General features: G+C 72.8%; 12 protein-coding genes and 1 tRNA gene. 11 read left to right on the top strand and 2 right to left on the bottom strand.

The window, feature by feature from the left end:
• Positions 1-19 precede the first annotated feature (19 nt).
• Positions 20-1,006, top strand: coding sequence for an ABC transporter substrate-binding protein (locus tag ACZ5OX_RS14740; protein ID WP_465630218.1), 987 nt, complete (start codon positions 20-22; stop codon positions 1,004-1,006).
• 112 nt (positions 1,007-1,118) lie between these two features.
• Positions 1,119-2,324, top strand: coding sequence for a serine/threonine-protein kinase (locus ACZ5OX_RS14735; RefSeq protein ID WP_465630217.1), 1,206 nt, complete (start codon positions 1,119-1,121; stop codon positions 2,322-2,324).
• 87 nt (positions 2,325-2,411) lie between these two features.
• Here ACZ5OX_RS14735 and ACZ5OX_RS14730 read toward each other — a convergent pair whose 3' ends face one another.
• Positions 2,412-3,161 carry a TetR/AcrR family transcriptional regulator gene (locus ACZ5OX_RS14730; protein ID WP_392873157.1) on the bottom strand — a complete coding sequence of 250 codons (750 nt, stop codon included), beginning with the start codon at positions 3,159-3,161 and terminating at the stop codon, positions 2,412-2,414.
• Positions 3,162-3,280: 119 nt separating this feature from the next.
• On the opposite strand from ACZ5OX_RS14730, the gene ACZ5OX_RS14725 reads away from it, so the two are divergent.
• The 4 genes from ACZ5OX_RS14725 (at position 3,281) to ACZ5OX_RS14710 (ending at position 8,828) form a co-directional block, all read left to right on the top strand.
• Complete coding sequence (locus tag ACZ5OX_RS14725; RefSeq protein WP_465630216.1) at positions 3,281-5,005, top strand: DUF885 domain-containing protein; 1,725 nt, start codon at positions 3,281-3,283, stop codon at positions 5,003-5,005.
• A 223-nt stretch (positions 5,006-5,228) separates the two neighbouring features.
• Positions 5,229-6,767 carry an MFS transporter gene (locus ACZ5OX_RS14720; RefSeq protein WP_465630215.1) on the top strand — a complete coding sequence of 513 codons (1,539 nt, stop codon included), beginning with the start codon at positions 5,229-5,231 and terminating at the stop codon, positions 6,765-6,767.
• A gap of 76 nt (positions 6,768-6,843) precedes the next feature.
• Complete coding sequence (locus ACZ5OX_RS14715; RefSeq protein WP_465630214.1) at positions 6,844-7,749, top strand: carbohydrate kinase family protein; 906 nt, start codon at positions 6,844-6,846, stop codon at positions 7,747-7,749.
• Between the two features lie 131 nt (positions 7,750-7,880).
• Positions 7,881-8,828, top strand: coding sequence for a trypsin-like serine peptidase (locus ACZ5OX_RS14710; protein WP_465630213.1), 948 nt, complete (start codon positions 7,881-7,883; stop codon positions 8,826-8,828).
• 126 nt (positions 8,829-8,954) lie between these two features.
• Here the strand turns inward: ACZ5OX_RS14710 and ACZ5OX_RS14705 are convergent.
• Positions 8,955-9,026, bottom strand: a tRNA-Arg gene (locus ACZ5OX_RS14705).
• Positions 9,027-9,213: 187 nt separating this feature from the next.
• Here ACZ5OX_RS14705 and ACZ5OX_RS14700 point away from each other — a divergent pair.
• From ACZ5OX_RS14700 to thrC, 5 genes are all read left to right on the top strand, one after another.
• The gene (locus ACZ5OX_RS14700; RefSeq protein WP_392874207.1) at positions 9,214-9,645 is read left to right on the top strand and encodes a response regulator; all 432 of its coding nucleotides are present in this window, start codon (positions 9,214-9,216) and stop codon (positions 9,643-9,645) included.
• An 83-nt stretch (positions 9,646-9,728) separates the two neighbouring features.
• The gene (gene argS, locus ACZ5OX_RS14695; RefSeq protein ID WP_465630212.1) at positions 9,729-11,390 is read left to right on the top strand and encodes an arginine--tRNA ligase; all 1,662 of its coding nucleotides are present in this window, start codon (positions 9,729-9,731) and stop codon (positions 11,388-11,390) included.
• A 163-nt stretch (positions 11,391-11,553) separates the two neighbouring features.
• Positions 11,554-12,945 (top strand): diaminopimelate decarboxylase, encoded by a 1,392-nt coding sequence (gene lysA, locus ACZ5OX_RS14690; RefSeq protein ID WP_449791577.1) that lies wholly within the window; start codon positions 11,554-11,556, stop codon positions 12,943-12,945.
• Between the two features lie 139 nt (positions 12,946-13,084).
• Positions 13,085-14,377: a homoserine dehydrogenase gene (locus tag ACZ5OX_RS14685; protein ID WP_380667946.1), complete on the top strand. Its 1,293-nt coding sequence runs from the start codon at positions 13,085-13,087 to the stop codon at positions 14,375-14,377.
• Between the two features lie 9 nt (positions 14,378-14,386).
• The gene (gene thrC, locus ACZ5OX_RS14680; protein ID WP_465630211.1) at positions 14,387-15,535 is read left to right on the top strand and encodes a threonine synthase; all 1,149 of its coding nucleotides are present in this window, start codon (positions 14,387-14,389) and stop codon (positions 15,533-15,535) included.
• Positions 15,536-15,889: the final 354 nt, after the last annotated feature.

The raw sequence follows: 15,889 nt of genomic DNA, 5'->3' as shown, positions 1-15,889 counted from the left end.
ACCGAACAGGAGTTCCGCCATGTCCCTACCCCGTCGTGCCCTGGTGGCCGCCGCCGGCACGCTCGCCGCCGCCCTCGTCCTGGCCGGCTGCGGCGGCAGTGCCACCGGTGCGGCGGGCCCCGCCCCGGCCAAGGGCAGCACCGCGCCGAACGGCACGGTGGTGAACCTGTCGCCGAACCAGAACCGGGTCACCACCCCCAAGGTCGACGCGATCGCCGCGCTCGTCCCGGAGGAGATCAGAAAGAAGGGGACGCTGGCCGTCGTCGGCTCGGTCGGCAGCATCCCGCCGCTGGGCTTCTACGCCGACGACGACAAGACGATCATCGGCGTCGAGCCGGACCTCGCCTCGCTGATCGGCGACGTCCTGGGCCTCAAGGTCGCGTACGACACGGTCTCCTGGGAGAACATCTTCGTCGGCCTGGACAGCGGCAAGTACGACGTGGGCGTCTCCAACATCACCGTCACCGAGGAGCGCAAGGAGAAGTACGACTTCGCCACCTACCGGCTGGACGTCCTGGGCTTCGAGGCGAAGAAGGGCAGCGGCCTCAAGGTCACCGGCGCCAAGGACCTCGCCGGCAGGTCGGTGGGCGTCGCCACCGGCACCAACCAGGAGAAGCTGCTGGTCTCCTGGAGCGAGGAGAACGTCAGGAACGGCCTCAAGCCGATCGACATCAAGTACTTCCAGGGCACCGAGTACTACCTGGCGCTCGCCTCCGGCCGGATCGAGGCCTACAGCGGCCCCAACCCCAGCCTGGCCTTCCACGCCGTGCAGACCGGCGAGACCGAGGTCGTCGGCACCTACTCGGGCGGCGGCGCGGACGTCCTCGGCAAGATCGCGGCGACCACCCGGAAGGACAACGGGCTGGTCAGGGCGCTGAACGGGGCGATCGACGAGGTGATCGCGAACGGCACGTACGGGCAGGTGCTCAAGCGCTGGGGCCTGGACGGCGAGGCGGTGCGGAAGTCCGAGATCAACCCGCCCGGCCTGCCCAAGGCCAAGCCGTAGCGGGATCCGGGCACACCGGCCCGCGGTCGTTCACCCGTTCGTCCCCACCCGCCGCTATGGTGACCCCTCCGACGGCGAACGCCGGGCGGGCGCGGTCGAGTTGGGGGAGGGCATGGAGAAGGGCGAGGTGCTCGGCGGTCGCTTCCGGCTGGAGCAGCAGCTGGGAAGGGGCGGTTTCGGCGTGGTCTGGCGGGCGACCGACACCACCATCGACCGGGAGGTCGCGGTCAAGGTGCTGCTCGCCGAGCACGCCACCGACCGGGAGGCGGTCAGCCGCTTCGTCCGCGAGGCCCGGACGGCCGGCGGCCTCAACAATCCGCACATCGTGACGGTGTACGACTACGGGTGGACCGAGGCCGGCTCGGGGAAGATCCCGTACCTGGTCATGGAGCTGGTCCGCGGCCGGGCGCTGTCCGAGGTGCTCAAGGCCGGCCGGCCGGACCACAAGCAGGCGCTGCGCTGGATGCGGCACGTGTGCAAGGCGCTGGACGCCGCGCACCGCTCGGGGATCGTCCACCGGGACATCAAGCCCGAGAACGTCATGATCGCGCAGGAGGGGGAGCGGGCCAAGGTCCTGGACTTCGGCATCGCCCGACTGGTCACCCAGACCGTCCGGCTCACCTCCACCGGCAACGTGGTCGGCACCGTCCCGTACCTGGCCCCCGAGTGCTGGTCCGGTGGCACGGTGGACGGCCGGGCCGACCTCTACGCCCTCGGCATCATGCTGTACGAGGCCTGCACCGGCGCGCGCCCGTTCCGCGCCGCCTCGGCCGCCGAGTACATGTACAAGCACCTGGAGGAGGTCCCGCCCCCGGTGCGCGGCAAGGACCCGGCACTGGCCGGGCTGATCGCCGAGCTGCTCGCCAAGCGGCCCGAACAGCGGCCGTCCGGCGCCGCCGAGGTGCTGGAACGGCTGCGTGGCATCCGGCCCGGGATGCTTCGCCCGGAGGATCCCAGCCCGGAGCAGCTGCGCCGGCGGGCCGACCGGGCCTGGCGGCACGGCGAGGCGGGCGAGACGGCGGAGGCGGTGGAGATCCTCACCGCGCTCGTCCCCGCCTTCGCCCGGATCTGCGGCCCGCAGGACCCGCGTACCCTGCGCACCTGCCACGACCTGGCCCTCTGGCTGGCCGCGGACGGCAGCCCCGGCGCCGCCGTCGACCTGCTGGACGAGCTGACCCGGGCGCCCGGCGCCACCCCGGAGGCCAGGGCGGACGCTCGGCGCGACCTCGCGCACTGGCAGCGGGAGGTCGCGAGGTCGGGACCGGGCCGGCCGCGGGCCGGCGAGGCGGCGAGCCTGGGGGCGCTGCTCGGCGGGTGACCGGGGTCGGCGGCCCGCCGGGCGGAATCCGCCTGGCGGAACGGCGCGGGCCGCCCCGACCCCCGGGCACGGGGTCGGGGGCCTCACTCAGCCGCCGAGCACCGCACGCAGCCGCTCCGCCCGCTCCGGCCGCGGCCCCTCCAGCGCCAGCACCCCCGCCAGCACCTCGGCCGTCTGCGGGTCGTGCAGTGCCGTCGCCGCCGCCATCGCGGTGAACTGGTCCACCAGCCAGTCGCGCAGCTCCGCCACCGGCAGTGCGCGCCCCTCGTCCAGCCAGCTCAGCGACGCCCCCTCGACCACCGCGATCCAGGAGCGCACCAGCAGCGTCAGCCGCGGACCGGCCTCCCGCACGCCCAGGTGACGCAGCGTCCGGCGCAGCGCCGCCCGCCGGACGTCGTCCACGATCGCCGAGGTGCGGGCCGTCTCCACCACCGAACCGCCGCGCAGCAGCGCCGAGTAGCCCGCGTCGTGCTCGGCGACGAAGGCGAAGTAGCCGTCCAGCACCGTCGACAGCTGTTCGGACGGCGTCCCGCTCACCCGTACCGCGAAGCGGCTGGTCAGCTCGTCCGCCGCGGTGCGCAGCGCGGCCTCGTACAACTGCTGCTTGCCGCCCGCGAAGTAGCGGTACACCAGGGGGCGGGAGGCCCCGGCGGCCTCGGCGACGTCGTCCAGGCCGACCTCCTCGGGCGGCCGGGAGGCGAACAGCTCCAGGGCGACCGCGATCAGCTGCTCGCGCCGCTGCTGGACCGGCAACCGCCGGTAGCCGGTGCGGCGCGGACGCGGCTCGGACGCGGCCGGAACGGGTGCCTGACCTGCCGAAGTGGGGCTGGCTTCCATGGCGGCCAAGCGTAATCGGCGTCGGGCCGATCCGGTCCTGTCGGGCCGAACGGATTTTCGCAGACGAACCCCGCTCGCAAAGGGGTTGCAATGCGGCGGTGCCACGCAATGATGGCGGAATGTCTGTAGAACTGATCACCGCCGACGGCGCCACCCCCCGCCGCATCGCCGACGACCACGTCCGCGAACTGGCCGACCTCGACCCGCTGACCGCGGTCTACCTCGGCCTCAACCTCGACGACGACCGGCTGCCCGACCTCTCCCCGGCCGGCCCCGAGGCCGTGGCCGACCTCGCCCGCCGCACCCTGGCGAAGCTCGACGAGGCCGAGCGGGCCGGTGCCGCCGAGGACGAGGCGGAGCGCCGCTGCGCCCGGTTGCTGCGCGAGCGGCTGTCCGCCGAACTCGCCGTCCACGAGGCGGGGGAGAGCTTCCGCTCGCTGCGCAACCTCGGGTCCCCGGTGCACGACCTGCGGGAGTCCTTCACGCTGATGGGCACCGACACCGAGGCCGAGTGGCAGGTGATCGGCCGCCGCATGGCGAGGATCCCGGTGGCGTTCGAGCAGTACCGGCAGACGCTGGCCGAGGGCGTCGAGCGCGGGCTGCTGTCCGGCCCGCGCCAGGTGGCCACGGTGCTCGGGCAGTTCGCCGAGTGGCTGGGGGAGGACGCGCCCGCGCAGGAGCGGATTCCCGGTGCGTGGTTCGGTCAGTTCGTCCAGGGCGCGCCGGAGTCGCTGCGGCCCGAGCTGTCGAAGCACGCGGTGGCCGCCGCCGACGCGCTGGCCGAGCTGCGCGACTGGCTGCGCGACGTGTACGGCCCGGCCGTGGCCGGCGCCCCGGACACCGCGGGCCGGGAGCGCTACGCCCGCTGGGTGCGCTACTGGACCGGTGCCGACCTGGACCTGGACGAGGCCTACGCCTGGGCGTGGAGCGAGTTCCACGACCTGCTGGCGCAGATGGAGGTCGAGGCCGAGAAGGTCCTGCCGGGCGCGGGCCCGCTGGCGGCGATGCAGTGGCTGGAGTCCGACGGCCCGGCCATCGAGGGCGCCGAGGCCGCCCGGGAGTACCTCCAGGGCCTGATGGACCAGGCCATCGGGGACCTCCAGGGCACCCACTTCGACCTGGCCGAGCCGGTCACCAGGGTCGAGTCGAGGATCGCGCCGGCCGGCAGCGCCGCCGCGCCGTACTACACCGCGCCCTCGCTGGACTTCAGCCGCCCGGGGCGGACCTGGCTGCCGCTGGTCGGCCGGGACCGCTTCCCGGTCTGGGACCTGGTCTCCACCTGGTACCACGAGGGCGTGCCGGGCCACCACCTCCAGCTCGCGCAGTGGAACTACGTCGCCGACCGGCTCTCCACCTACCAGGTGAGCCTCGGCGGGGTCAGCGCCAACCTGGAGGGCTGGGCGCTGTACGCCGAGCGCCTGATGGACGAGCTCGGCTACCTCACCGACCCGGGCCACCGCCTGGGCTACCTCAACGCGCAGATGATGCGCGCGCTGCGGGTCATCGTCGACATCGGCATGCACGTGGGCATGGACTTCCCGGCGGACTCCCCGTACCGGCCGGGCGAGCCGGTCGGCCCCGAGCACGCCCGGGAGTTCTTCGGCCTGTACTGCGGCCTGTCCGCCGAGTTCCTGGACAGCGAGCTGGTCCGCTACCTGGGCCTGCCCGGCCAGGCGATCGGCTACAAGCTCGGCGAGCGCGCCTGGCTGCGGGGGCGGGCGGCGGCGAAGGCGGCGCACGAGGCGCGCGGCGAGGAGTTCGACCTCAAGGCCTGGCACATGGCGGCGCTCTCGCAGGGTTCGCTGGGGCTGGACGACCTGGTCGAGGAGCTGTCGGCGCTGTGACGGGTGCGCCCCGGTGACGGTGCGCTGAGCGGGCCGGGGCACACACGGTAGCCGCGATCGGGGGAACCAGGCCCCCGGGACTCGGTCCGGAGTCCCGGGGGCCTGGTTCTTTTGTCCCAAAGGTCCGGTTCGGCGAGGTTTTGCCTTGCGGTCCGTCCCGGCCGGAGTTTGGCTGGAAGGCGAATGCGTGACCTCTCCGCCCCCACACCGGAAGGCCCGGCCTGTGACTGCGCAAACCGTCACCGGTCATGAGGACGCGGACCGTCGCCGCTGGTGGGCGCTGGCCGTCATCGCCACCGCCCAGCTCATGATCGTCCTCGACGTCACCATCGTGAACATCGCACTGCCGTCCGCCCAGCGGGAGCTGGGCATCTCGGACGCCGACCGGCAGTGGGTGATCACCGCCTACACGCTCGCCTTCGGCGGTCTGCTGCTGCTCGGTGGCCGGCTGGGCGACCTCTTCGGCCGCAAGCGCGTCTTCACCGTCGGCCTGCTGGGCTTCGCCCTCGCCTCCGCCCTCGGCGGCGCGGCGGTCGGCCCCGCCATGCTCTTCGGTGCCCGTGCCCTCCAGGGAGCGTTCGCCGCCCTGCTCGCGCCCTCCGCGCTGGGGCTGCTCTCCACCGCCTTCTCCGATCCGCGCGAACGCGGTACGGCCTTCGGCGTCTTCGGCGCGATCGCCGGCGGCGGCTCCGCGATCGGCCTCATCGCCGGCGGTCTGCTGACCGAGTACCTGGACTGGCGCTGGTGCCTGTTCGTCAACGTGCCGATCGCCGTCGTCGCCGCCTTCGCGGCGTTCCACCTGCTGAAGCGCGACCACGTGGAGAAGGGCCGCCGGATGCCGCTGGACCTGCCCGGGGCGCTGCTCGGCTGCGGCGGCCTGCTGGCGATCGTCCACGGCACCTCCGAGGCCGTGACCAGGGGCTGGAGCGACGCTCTGGTGATCGGCTCGCTGGCCCTGGGCGTGCTGCTGCTCGCGGCGTTCGTCCTGGTCGAGCGGCGCACCGCGCACCCGCTGCTGCCGGTGCACATCGTCGCCGACCGCAACCGCGGCGGCGGCGCGCTCTCGGTGGGCCTGGCGATGGTCGGCATGTTCGGCACGTTCCTGTTCCTGACGTACTACCTCCAGGTCATCAAGCACTTCTCGCCGATCGTGTCCGGGCTGTCCTTCCTGCCCATGACGGTCTCCGTCGTGCTGACTTCGACGGGCTTCGCGGCCCGGATGATGACCAGGGTGCCGACCCGGGTCCTGGTCGGCCCCGGGCTGCTGCTGGCCGCGAGTGGCATGGCCTGGCTGACCCGGATGCGGGTGGACAGCCCGTGGGCCGCCCTGGTGCTGCCGGCCGAGTTGCTGATCGGCGTCGGCATGGGCCTGGTGTTCACACCGGCGATGAGCCTGGCCACCCTCGGAGTCGCCCCGAACGAGGCCGGCGCGGCCGCGGCCACCCTCAACTCGGCTCAGCAGGTGGGTGGTTCGGTCGGCACCGCGCTGCTGAACACGGTCGCCGCGAGCGCCACCGCGAGCTTCCTGGCCGCCCGGATCGCCTCCGACCCGGCGGTGCGGGCCCAGGGCGCCGTGCACGGCTACGTGGTCGCGACCTGGGTGGCGATGGGCGTCCTGCTGGCGGCCGCGCTGGTCGCGGTGCTGGTGATCGACCACCGGCCGACGCCCGGCGAGGCCACCGTCGTCCCGGTCGGTGCGCAGGCGGAGGCAGCGGAGGCGGCGTCCACGGCGCACGTGGTGGACGGACCACCGGTCGACTGAAATTTGCAGCAAGTCTTGCAGTCAACCTCCGGCGCCTGCTTGACTCCCGGCACCGTTCAAGGATCAAGGAGGCGCCATGCTGCCCGAGTTCGACCTGCTCGTCGTCGGCGGCGCCGGGGTGGACACCATCGTCCGGGTCGAGCGGCTGGAGATCCCGCCCGGGGACTCGCAACTCGTCGAACCGGTGCGGGACTACGTCGGCCACACCGGCAACGGGGTCGCCCTCGGCGCCCACCACCTCGGACTGCGCACCGCGTTCGTCGACTTCCTCGGCGACGACGCCCAGGGCGACCTGATCCGCGCCCACTACGCGCGCCACGGCCTGCACTTCGCCCACCTGGTGAGCCCGCACGGCACCCCGCGCGGGGTCAACCTGGTGGACGCGGACGGCCGCCGGTTCTCCTTCTTCGACGGCCGCCACCCCGCCGACCTGCGGCTGCCGCGCGACCTCTACCTGCCGTACGCCGAGCGCAGCCGGCACGTCCACCTGTCCATCACCGGCGTCAACCGGGACATGTACGGCGACCTGCGCCGCCTCGGCCGCACCACCTCCACCGACCTGCACGACTGGGACGGCGTCGACCCGTACCACCGCGACTACGCGTTCGGCTCCGACCTGGTCTTCCTCTCGGTGGCCGGCTGCCGCGGCCGGCACGAGGAGGTGATGCGGGCGATCCTCGCCGAAGGGCGCGCACAGGTGGTCGTCGCCACCGCCGGCGCCGAGGGCTGCCACCTGCTCACCCGGGACGACCCCGCGCCGCGCCGCCTGCCCGCCGTCGACCCGGGCCGCCCGGTGGTGGACAGCAACGGCGCCGGCGACGCCTTCGTGTCGGGATTCCTGTACGCGTGGTTCCGGAGTCGCTCGCCGCTGGACTGCGCCCGGGCCGGTACGGTGGCCGGGGCCTTCGCCTGCACCGCCGCCGGGACGCACACCGCCTTCGTCGGAGCCGACGAACTGGACGCGGTGCTCGCCGGATCCTGACACCGGGGGGCGCGGGCGGTCGACGGGTTTCTCATCGAGCTCCCAGGAGCCCGTCACATCGCTACCAGGCTGAGGCGCCATAGTCGTTGGTCGAAGGCCGCCCCCCGATCGCCCCGGCAGGAGAAACAGGCATGGGCAAGCACCGCCGCCAGACGTCGCGCCGCCGCCGCGGACTGCTGGTCCCGTCCCTGTTCACCGCGCTGTCCGCGGTGGTGATCGCCGTCGCGCTGACCGGGACGCACGGGCTGGACCTGTCCGACACGACGGCCGCCGGGAAGGCGGCCCGCAGCACCCGGGCCGCCGCCGCGCCGCCCCCGGCCACCGACCCGGCGTCCGCCCCGCCCGCCCCGGTCGCGGCCCCGGCGCCCTCCTCGGACGCCGCCCCGGCGGCCGCCCCCGCGACGGCCACCCCCACCCCGGACGTCGCCCTCGGCACCACCCGCTCGGCCCCGACCGGCGACCGCGAGTCCCAGACCGTCGGCGCGCTGTTCAGCGGCGCCCCGGAGGCCGGCGACCACTTCTGCACCGCCAGCGTGCTGCACAGCCCCACCGGCAACCTGCTGCTGACCGCGGCGCACTGCCTCAGCAGCACCGACGGCGTCACCTTCGCCCCCGGCTACCGCGACGGCTCCGCCCCGTACGGCACCTGGCGGGTGACGGCGATCCACACCACCGCCGACTGGTCCCGGAAGGGCGACGTGGCCGAGGACTTCGCGATCCTGGAGACCGCCCCCAACAACGGCCGCAACGTCGAGGACGTGGTCGGCGGCAACCGGCTGGGCGCCGACGAGCCCTTCGACGCGACCGTCCGCCTCTACGGCTACCCCGCCGACTCCGAGGAGCCGGTCCTGTGCACCAACGCCACCGCGCAGCAGAGCGCCTCCCAGCGGGTCGTGCACTGCCCGGCCTACCCGTCCGGCACCAGCGGCGGCCCCTGGATCGACACCGCCACCGGCGACGTGGTCGGCGCGATCGGCGGCTACCAGCAGGGCGGTGACACCGACGACATCTCGTACAGCGCCTACTTCGACCACACCATCGCCGAGCTGTACGCCCAGGCCGAGGCGGCCGCCTCCTGAGCCCACGGGCCCGTCCCGGACGGGCCGGACGGGCCGGACGGGCCCGGAAACACGACGAAGGCCCAGGTCGGTGGATCAACTCCACTGAACTGGGCCTTGGTTACACTCTCGCAATCGCTGCGTGAGTGCCCCCGGTAGGATTCGAACCTACGCACCCGCCTCCGGAGGGCGGTGCTCTATCCCCTGAGCTACGGGGGCCTGTTGGCCTGTCGGTCGCTCGCGCTTCCGACGTGGAGAACACTACCAGGCTTCGGACGTGGTCCGTGCACGGGTTTCCGGAAGATCGTCCGGGCGTCGCCGGCGGCGTCGCGGGGCGGGGGAGCGGAAGTGCCCAAAGGCCGGACGGGGCGGCGGGGCCGCCGATACCCTCGGTGAGGTGTCGGGAGTGTCCGGGCGGGTCCTCGTGGTGGACGACAGCGAGGTGATCCGCCAGCTGATCAGGGTCAACCTGGAGCTCGAGGGCTTCGAGGTGGTGACCGCCGCCGACGGCGCCGAGTGCCTGGAGGTCATCCGCCGGGTGCAGCCCGACGTGGTCACGCTGGACGTGGTGATGCCGCGACTGGACGGCCTGCGGACGGCGGCCCGGCTGCGCGCCACCCCGGACACCTGCCGGCTCCCGATCGCGATCGTGAGCGCCTGCACCCCGGCGGACCTCGACCTGGGGGAGACGGTCGGGGTGGACGGCTATCTCGGCAAGCCCTTCGACCCGGCCGACCTGGTGGCCCTGGTCCGGCGGCTGATGCGGCTCGCGGGGCAGCCGGGCGGACCGCCCGACGCAGTTCGCCCTGAGCGAACAGAACGCACCGATCACGGCTGAGACCCCGTAACGACGGCGCGGCGGCGTCCCAACAGGTAAACCGAGTGGCGGGCGGGCACCCCGTCTCGCCTACGCTTGGCGTCGTGACCCCCGCAGACCTTTCCCAGGCAATCCAGGCCGCCGTGAGCTCCGCCGTCGAGGCGGGCGAGCTGGCCGTCGCCGTGCCCGAGCACGTGACGGTCGACCGGCCCAAGAACAGGGACCACGGCGACTACGCGACCAACGTGGCCCTCCAGCTCGCCAAGGCGGCCGGCAAGCCGCCGCGAGCCGTTGCCGAACTGCTGGTCGAGCGCCTGCGAGGGATCACCGGCGTCGCCAAGGTCGACATCGCCGGTCCGGGCTTCCTGAACATCACCCTGGACACCGCCACCGCCGGTGCGCTGGCGCGCACCATCGTCGAGGCGGGCGAGGCCTACGGCCGCAACGACGCCCTCGAGGGCCTGAAGATCAACCTGGAGTTCGTCTCCGCCAACCCGACCGGCCCGATCCACATCGGCGGCGTCCGCTGGGCCGCCGTCGGCGACTCGCTGGCGCGCGTGCTGCGGGCCTCCGGCGCCGACGTCACCACCGAGTACTACCTCAACGACGCCGGTGTGCAGATCACCAAGTTCGCCGCCTCGCTGCAGGCCGCCGCGAACGGCCGCGAGGTGCCCGAGGGCGGGTACGTCGGCGAGTACATCGTCGACATCGCCAAGGCGCTCACCGAGGCGGTCCCCGGCGTGCTCGACCTGCCCGAGGCCGAGCAGCTGCAGGTCTTCCGCACCGAGGGCCTCAAGCTCATGATCGCCGAGATCAAGCGCTCGATGGACGAGTTCGGCACCCACTTCGACGTGTGGTTCTCGGAGAAGACGCTGCACGACTCCGGCGCCGTCGAGAAGGCCATCGACCGGCTGCGCGACCAGGGCCACGTCTTCGAGCAGGAGGGCGCGGTCTTCCTGCGCACCACCGACTTCGGCGACGACAAGGACCGCGTCCTGATCAAGGCCGACGGCGACAAGACCTACTTCGCCGCCGACGCCGCGTACTACCTGTCCAAGCGGGACCGCGGCGCCGAGGTCGCGCTCTACATGCTGGGCGCCGACCACCACGGCTACGTCAACCGCCTCAAGGCCATCTCGGCCTGCGCGGGCGACGACATGAACCGCAACATCGAGGTGAAGATCGGCCAGTTCGTGAAGATGCTTCGCGACGGCGAAGAGGTCCGCATGTCCAAGCGGGCCGGCAACATCATCACGATCGACGACGTGGTCGAGTGGATCGGCGTGGACGCCGCCCGCTACACCCTGGCGCGCTCCTCCACGGACTCGACGATCACGCTGGACATCAACCTGCTGACCAGCCAGACCACCGAGAACCCGGTCTTCTACGTCCAGTACGCCCACACCCGGATGTGCGGCGTGGCGCGCAAGGCCGCCGAGCTGGGCGTGGACAAGGGCACGGCCGAGCAGTTCAAGCCCGAGCTGCTGGCCACCGAGTGGGAGTCCGACGTGCTCGGCCACCTCGCGGAGTTCCCGCGGGTGCTGGCCACGGCCGGCGAGCTGCGCGAGCCGCACCGGGTCGCGCGCTACCTGGAGGAGCTCGCGGGCAAGTACCACCGCCTGTACGAGAACTGCATGTTCCTGCCCAAGGGCGACGAGGAGCTCACCGACACGCACCGCGCCCGCCTCTGGCTGGTCGAGGCGACGCGCACCGTGCTCGCCAACGGCCTCACGCTCCTGGGCGTGACGGCGCCCGAGCGGATGTAGGCACCACCCCCAAGCGCACAGCGGGGGCGGCTGACGGTCAACGGGGACCGTCGCCGCCCCTCGCCATAGGTCTCGAAGGAACCCAGCACATGAGTGAGCTCAGCGAGCGAATCATCAGGGCGGTGCCCGGCGAAGGCCCCGTCGAGCGAAGCGAGGCGGGAGCATGAGCCGTTCCGCACACCCCGCAGGCCCCCGCCACGGCGACGTCCTGCCCGAGGGCCACTACCAGGCCCCGCCCGCCGACCTGAACGCGCTCGACCCCAAGGTCTGGTCGCGCACCGTCGCCCGCGACGCCGAGGGTGTGGCCACCGTCGGCGGCATCGACGTCAAGCGGCTGGCCGCCGAGTTCGGCACCCCCGCCTACGTGCTGGACGAGGAGGACTTCCGCTCCCGGGCGCGCGCCTGGCGGGACGCCTTCGGCGCCGACGCGGACGTCTACTACGCCGGCAAGGCGTTCCTCTCCAAGGCCGTCGTGCGCTGGCTGCACGAGGAGGGCCTCAACCTCGACGTGTGCAGCGCGGGCGAGCTGGCGGTCGCGCTGGCCGCCGGGATGCCGCCGCAGCGGATCGCGCTTCACGGCAACAACAAGTCGGCGGACGAGCTGGAGAACGCCGTGAAGACCGGCGTCGGGCACATCGTGCTCGACTCCTACGAGGAGATCGAGCGCCTGGCCGCGATCGCCGCCCGCCAGGGCGTGCGCCAGCCGGTGCTGATCCGGATCACCGTCGGCGTCGAGGCGCACACCCACGAGTTCATCGCCACCGCGCACGAGGACCAGAAGTTCGGGCTCTCCCTCAACGGAGGGGCGGCCGCCGAGGCGGTGCGCCGGGTGCTCGGCCACGACAGCCTGGAGCTGCGCGGCATCCACTCGCACATCGGCTCGCAGATCTTCGACATGGCCGGCTTCGAGGTGGCCGCCCGCCGGGTGGTCGGCCTGCTGGCCGGGATCCGCGACGAGCACGGCGTCGAGCTGCCCGAGATCGACCTCGGCGGCGGCCTCGGCATCGCCTACACCAGCGAGGACGACCCGCGCGAGCCGGCCGAGATCGCGGCCGCGCTGGCCGAGATCGTCCGCCGCGAGTGCGCGGCCGCGAACCTGAACGCCCCCCGGCTGAGCGTGGAGCCGGGCCGGGCCATCGTCGGCCCGACGGCGTTCACGCTGTACGAGGTCGGCACCGTCAAGCCGCTGGAGGGCCTGCGCACCTACGTCAGCGTGGACGGCGGGATGTCCGACAACATCCGCACCGCGCTGTACGACGCCGAGTACTCGGTGGCCCTGGTGTCGCGCACCAGTGACGCGGAGCCGATGCTGGTGCGGGTGGTCGGAAAGCACTGCGAGTCCGGCGACATCGTCGTCCGGGACGCCTTCCTGCCGGCCGACCTGGCCCCGGGCGACCTGATCGCGGTTCCCGCCACCGGTGCCTACTGCCGGTCGATGGCGAGCAATTACAACCACGCCCTGAAGCCCCCCGTGCTCGCCGTCAAGGACGGTGCGGCGCGGGTGATCGTCCGGCGCGAGACGGAGGAGGATCTCCTGCGTCTGGATATCGGATGACGAAATCCTCGTCTCAGATCATGGAACGACCGTAGATCCGTACGGAAAGTCCCGGAGACTGGTACGGACCGAAGTTTCCGGCGGTCCAGGAAAACCCGCCGGAAATACCGAAGCACGAATGAATGCAGAGCGGAGTCGGATGATGCGTACGCGCCCGCTGAAGGTGGCGTTGCTGGGTTGTGGTGTGGTGGGCTCCGAGGTGGCGCGCATCATGACGACGACGGCCGACGACCTCGCCGCTCGCATCGGTGCTCCGGTCGAGCTGGCCGGGATCGCGGTCCGCCGCGCCGGGCGGACCCGTCCGGGCGTCCCCGAGCACCTGGTCACCACCGACGCCGAGGCCCTGGTCAACCGGGGCGACATCGACGTGGTGGTCGAGGTGGTGGGCGGCATCGAGCCGTCCAAATCGCTGATCCTGTCGGCCTTCCGGCAGGGCGCCTCGGTGGTCAGCGCCAACAAGGCGCTGCTCGCCAAGGACGGCACCGAGCTGCACGCCGCGGCCGCCGAGGCCGGGGTGGACCTGTACTACGAGGCCGCGGTGGCGGGCGCGATCCCGCTGCTGCGCCCGCTGCGCGAGTCCCTCGCGGGCGACAAGGTCAACCGGGTGCTGGGCATCGTCAACGGCACCACCAACTTCATCCTCGACAAGATGGACACCACCGGCGCCGGCTACTCGGAGGCGCTGGAGGAGGCCACCGCGCTGGGCTACGCCGAGGCCGACCCGACGGCCGACGTCGAGGGCTTCGACGCCGCCGCCAAGGCCGCGATCCTGGCCGGCATCGCCTTCCACACCAAGGTCACCGCGGCGGACGTCTACCGCGAGGGCATCACCGAGGTGACCGCCGCCGACATCGCCTCCGCCAAGGAGATGGGCTGCGTGGTCAAGCTGCTCGCGATCTGCGAGCGGGCCGCGGACGGCGAGTCCGTCACCGCGCGCGTCCACCCGGCGATGATCCCGCTGTCGCACCCGCTGGCCTCCGTCCGCGAGGCGTACAACGCGGTGTTCGTCGAGGCCGAGGCGGCCGGCCGGCTGATGTTCTACGGCCCCGGCGCGGGCGGCTCGCCGACCGCCTCCGCGGTGCTCGGCGACCTGGTCGCGGTCTGCCGCAACAAGCTGGCCGGCGCCACCGGTCCCGGCGACTCGGTGTACACCCGGCTGCCGGCCAAGCCCATGGACGAGGTGGTCACCCGCTACCACGTCAGCCTGGACGTGGACGACCGCGCGGGCGTGCTCGCCCAGGTGGCGTCCGTCTTCGCCGAGCACGGCGTGTCCATCGACACCGTGCGCCAGCAGGGCCGCGACGGCGACGCCTCGCTCGTCGTGGTCACCCACCGTGCCACCGACGCCGCGCTGTCGGCGACGGTCGACAAGCTCCGCGCGCTGGACAGCGTGCGGGACGTGGCCAGCATCATGCGGGTCGAAGGGGAATAAGGAACAGCCATGAACGCCGTTGCCGAGAACGTCGTCCGAGGCGCGCACACCCACCAGTGGCGCGGCCTGATCGAGGAGTACCGGGACCGCCTGCCGGTCACCGCGGCCACCCCGGTGGTCACCCTGTTGGAGGGCGGCACGCCCCTGGTCCCCGCCCAGGTGCTGTCCGAGCGCACGGGCTGCGAGGTCTACCTCAAGGTCGAGGGCGCCAACCCGACCGGCTCCTTCAAGGACCGCGGGATGACGATGGCCATCTCCAAGGCCAAGGAGGAGGGCGCGCAGGCGGTCATCTGCGCGTCCACCGGCAACACCTCGGCCTCCGCCGCCGCCTACGCGGTGCGGGCCGGGATGGTCTGCGCGGTGCTCGTCCCGCAGGGCAAGATCGCCCTGGGCAAGATGGGCCAGGCGCTGGTGCACGGCGCCCGGATCCTCCAGGTCGACGGGAACTTCGACGACTGCCTCACCCTTGCGCGTGAACTGTCCGAGAAGTACCCGGTGGCGCTGGTCAACTCGGTCAACCCGGTGCGGATCGAGGGCCAGAAGACCGCGGCCTTCGAGATCGTCGACATGCTCGGCGACGCCCCGGACATCCACGTCCTGCCGGTCGGCAACGCGGGCAACATCACCGCGTACTGGAGGGGGTACCGCGAGTACTCCCGCCCGTCTCCCGCCGCCACCCTCGATGAAGGCGCCACGCGCCGCACCCTGCCTGCCCTCGCCACCCGCACCCCGCGGATGTGGGGCTTCCAGGCCTCCGGCTCCGCCCCGATCGTGGACGGCGCGCCGGTGCTCAAGCCGCAGACCATCGCCACCGCGATCCGGATCGGCAACCCGGCCTCCTGGGACTTCGCGCTCGCCGCGCGGGACGAGTCCGGCGGCCTCATCGACAAGGTGACGGACCGTCAGATCCTGTCCGCCTACCGGCTGTTGGCCTCGCAGGAGGGCGTCTTCGTGGAGCCCGCCTCGGCCGCCTCGGTGGCCGGTCTGCTGGCCAAGGCGGAGGCCGGGCTCGTCGACCCGGGCCAGCGGATCGTCTGCACCGTGACCGGCAACGGCCTGAAGGACCCGGACTGGGCGGTGGCCGGCGCGCCGCAGCCGCAGGTCGTCCCGGTCGACCCGGAGGCGGCCGCCCGCAGCCTCGGACTGCTCGACCGGTAACGGGGCCTGACACACCGACGGGCCGCCCCTTTCGGGGGTCGGCCCGTCGGAGTTCCCCGTTGACACTTTTGAGTCGACCGGGCTTCACGCCGCGATCCCTTTCCGCCCCTCCCCCCGGCGGGGAGGGGTGCGCATTCCGGCCAGAACCGGCAACACACCAGATCGAAGGCCCACGGGGTGTACCGCTGGGGAACCTCTCTTCGATACTCTGGCCTCGGCCGTGTGGCACATGCCCCGGGCCCGGGCGGATCCGGGCCGCGCCGACCGCCGTGACCGCCCGCCCCCGAGGGGCCTCGGTCCGTTCCCCACCCTCGCACCGACGACGCGCTCCGCGCCGCCCGATTTCCCCAGGAG

The organism is Kitasatospora sp. NPDC032121 (genome assembly GCF_055580145.1).
Note: the sequence above shows the minus strand (reverse complement) of the source record. Positions and strands in the feature narration are given on the sequence as shown.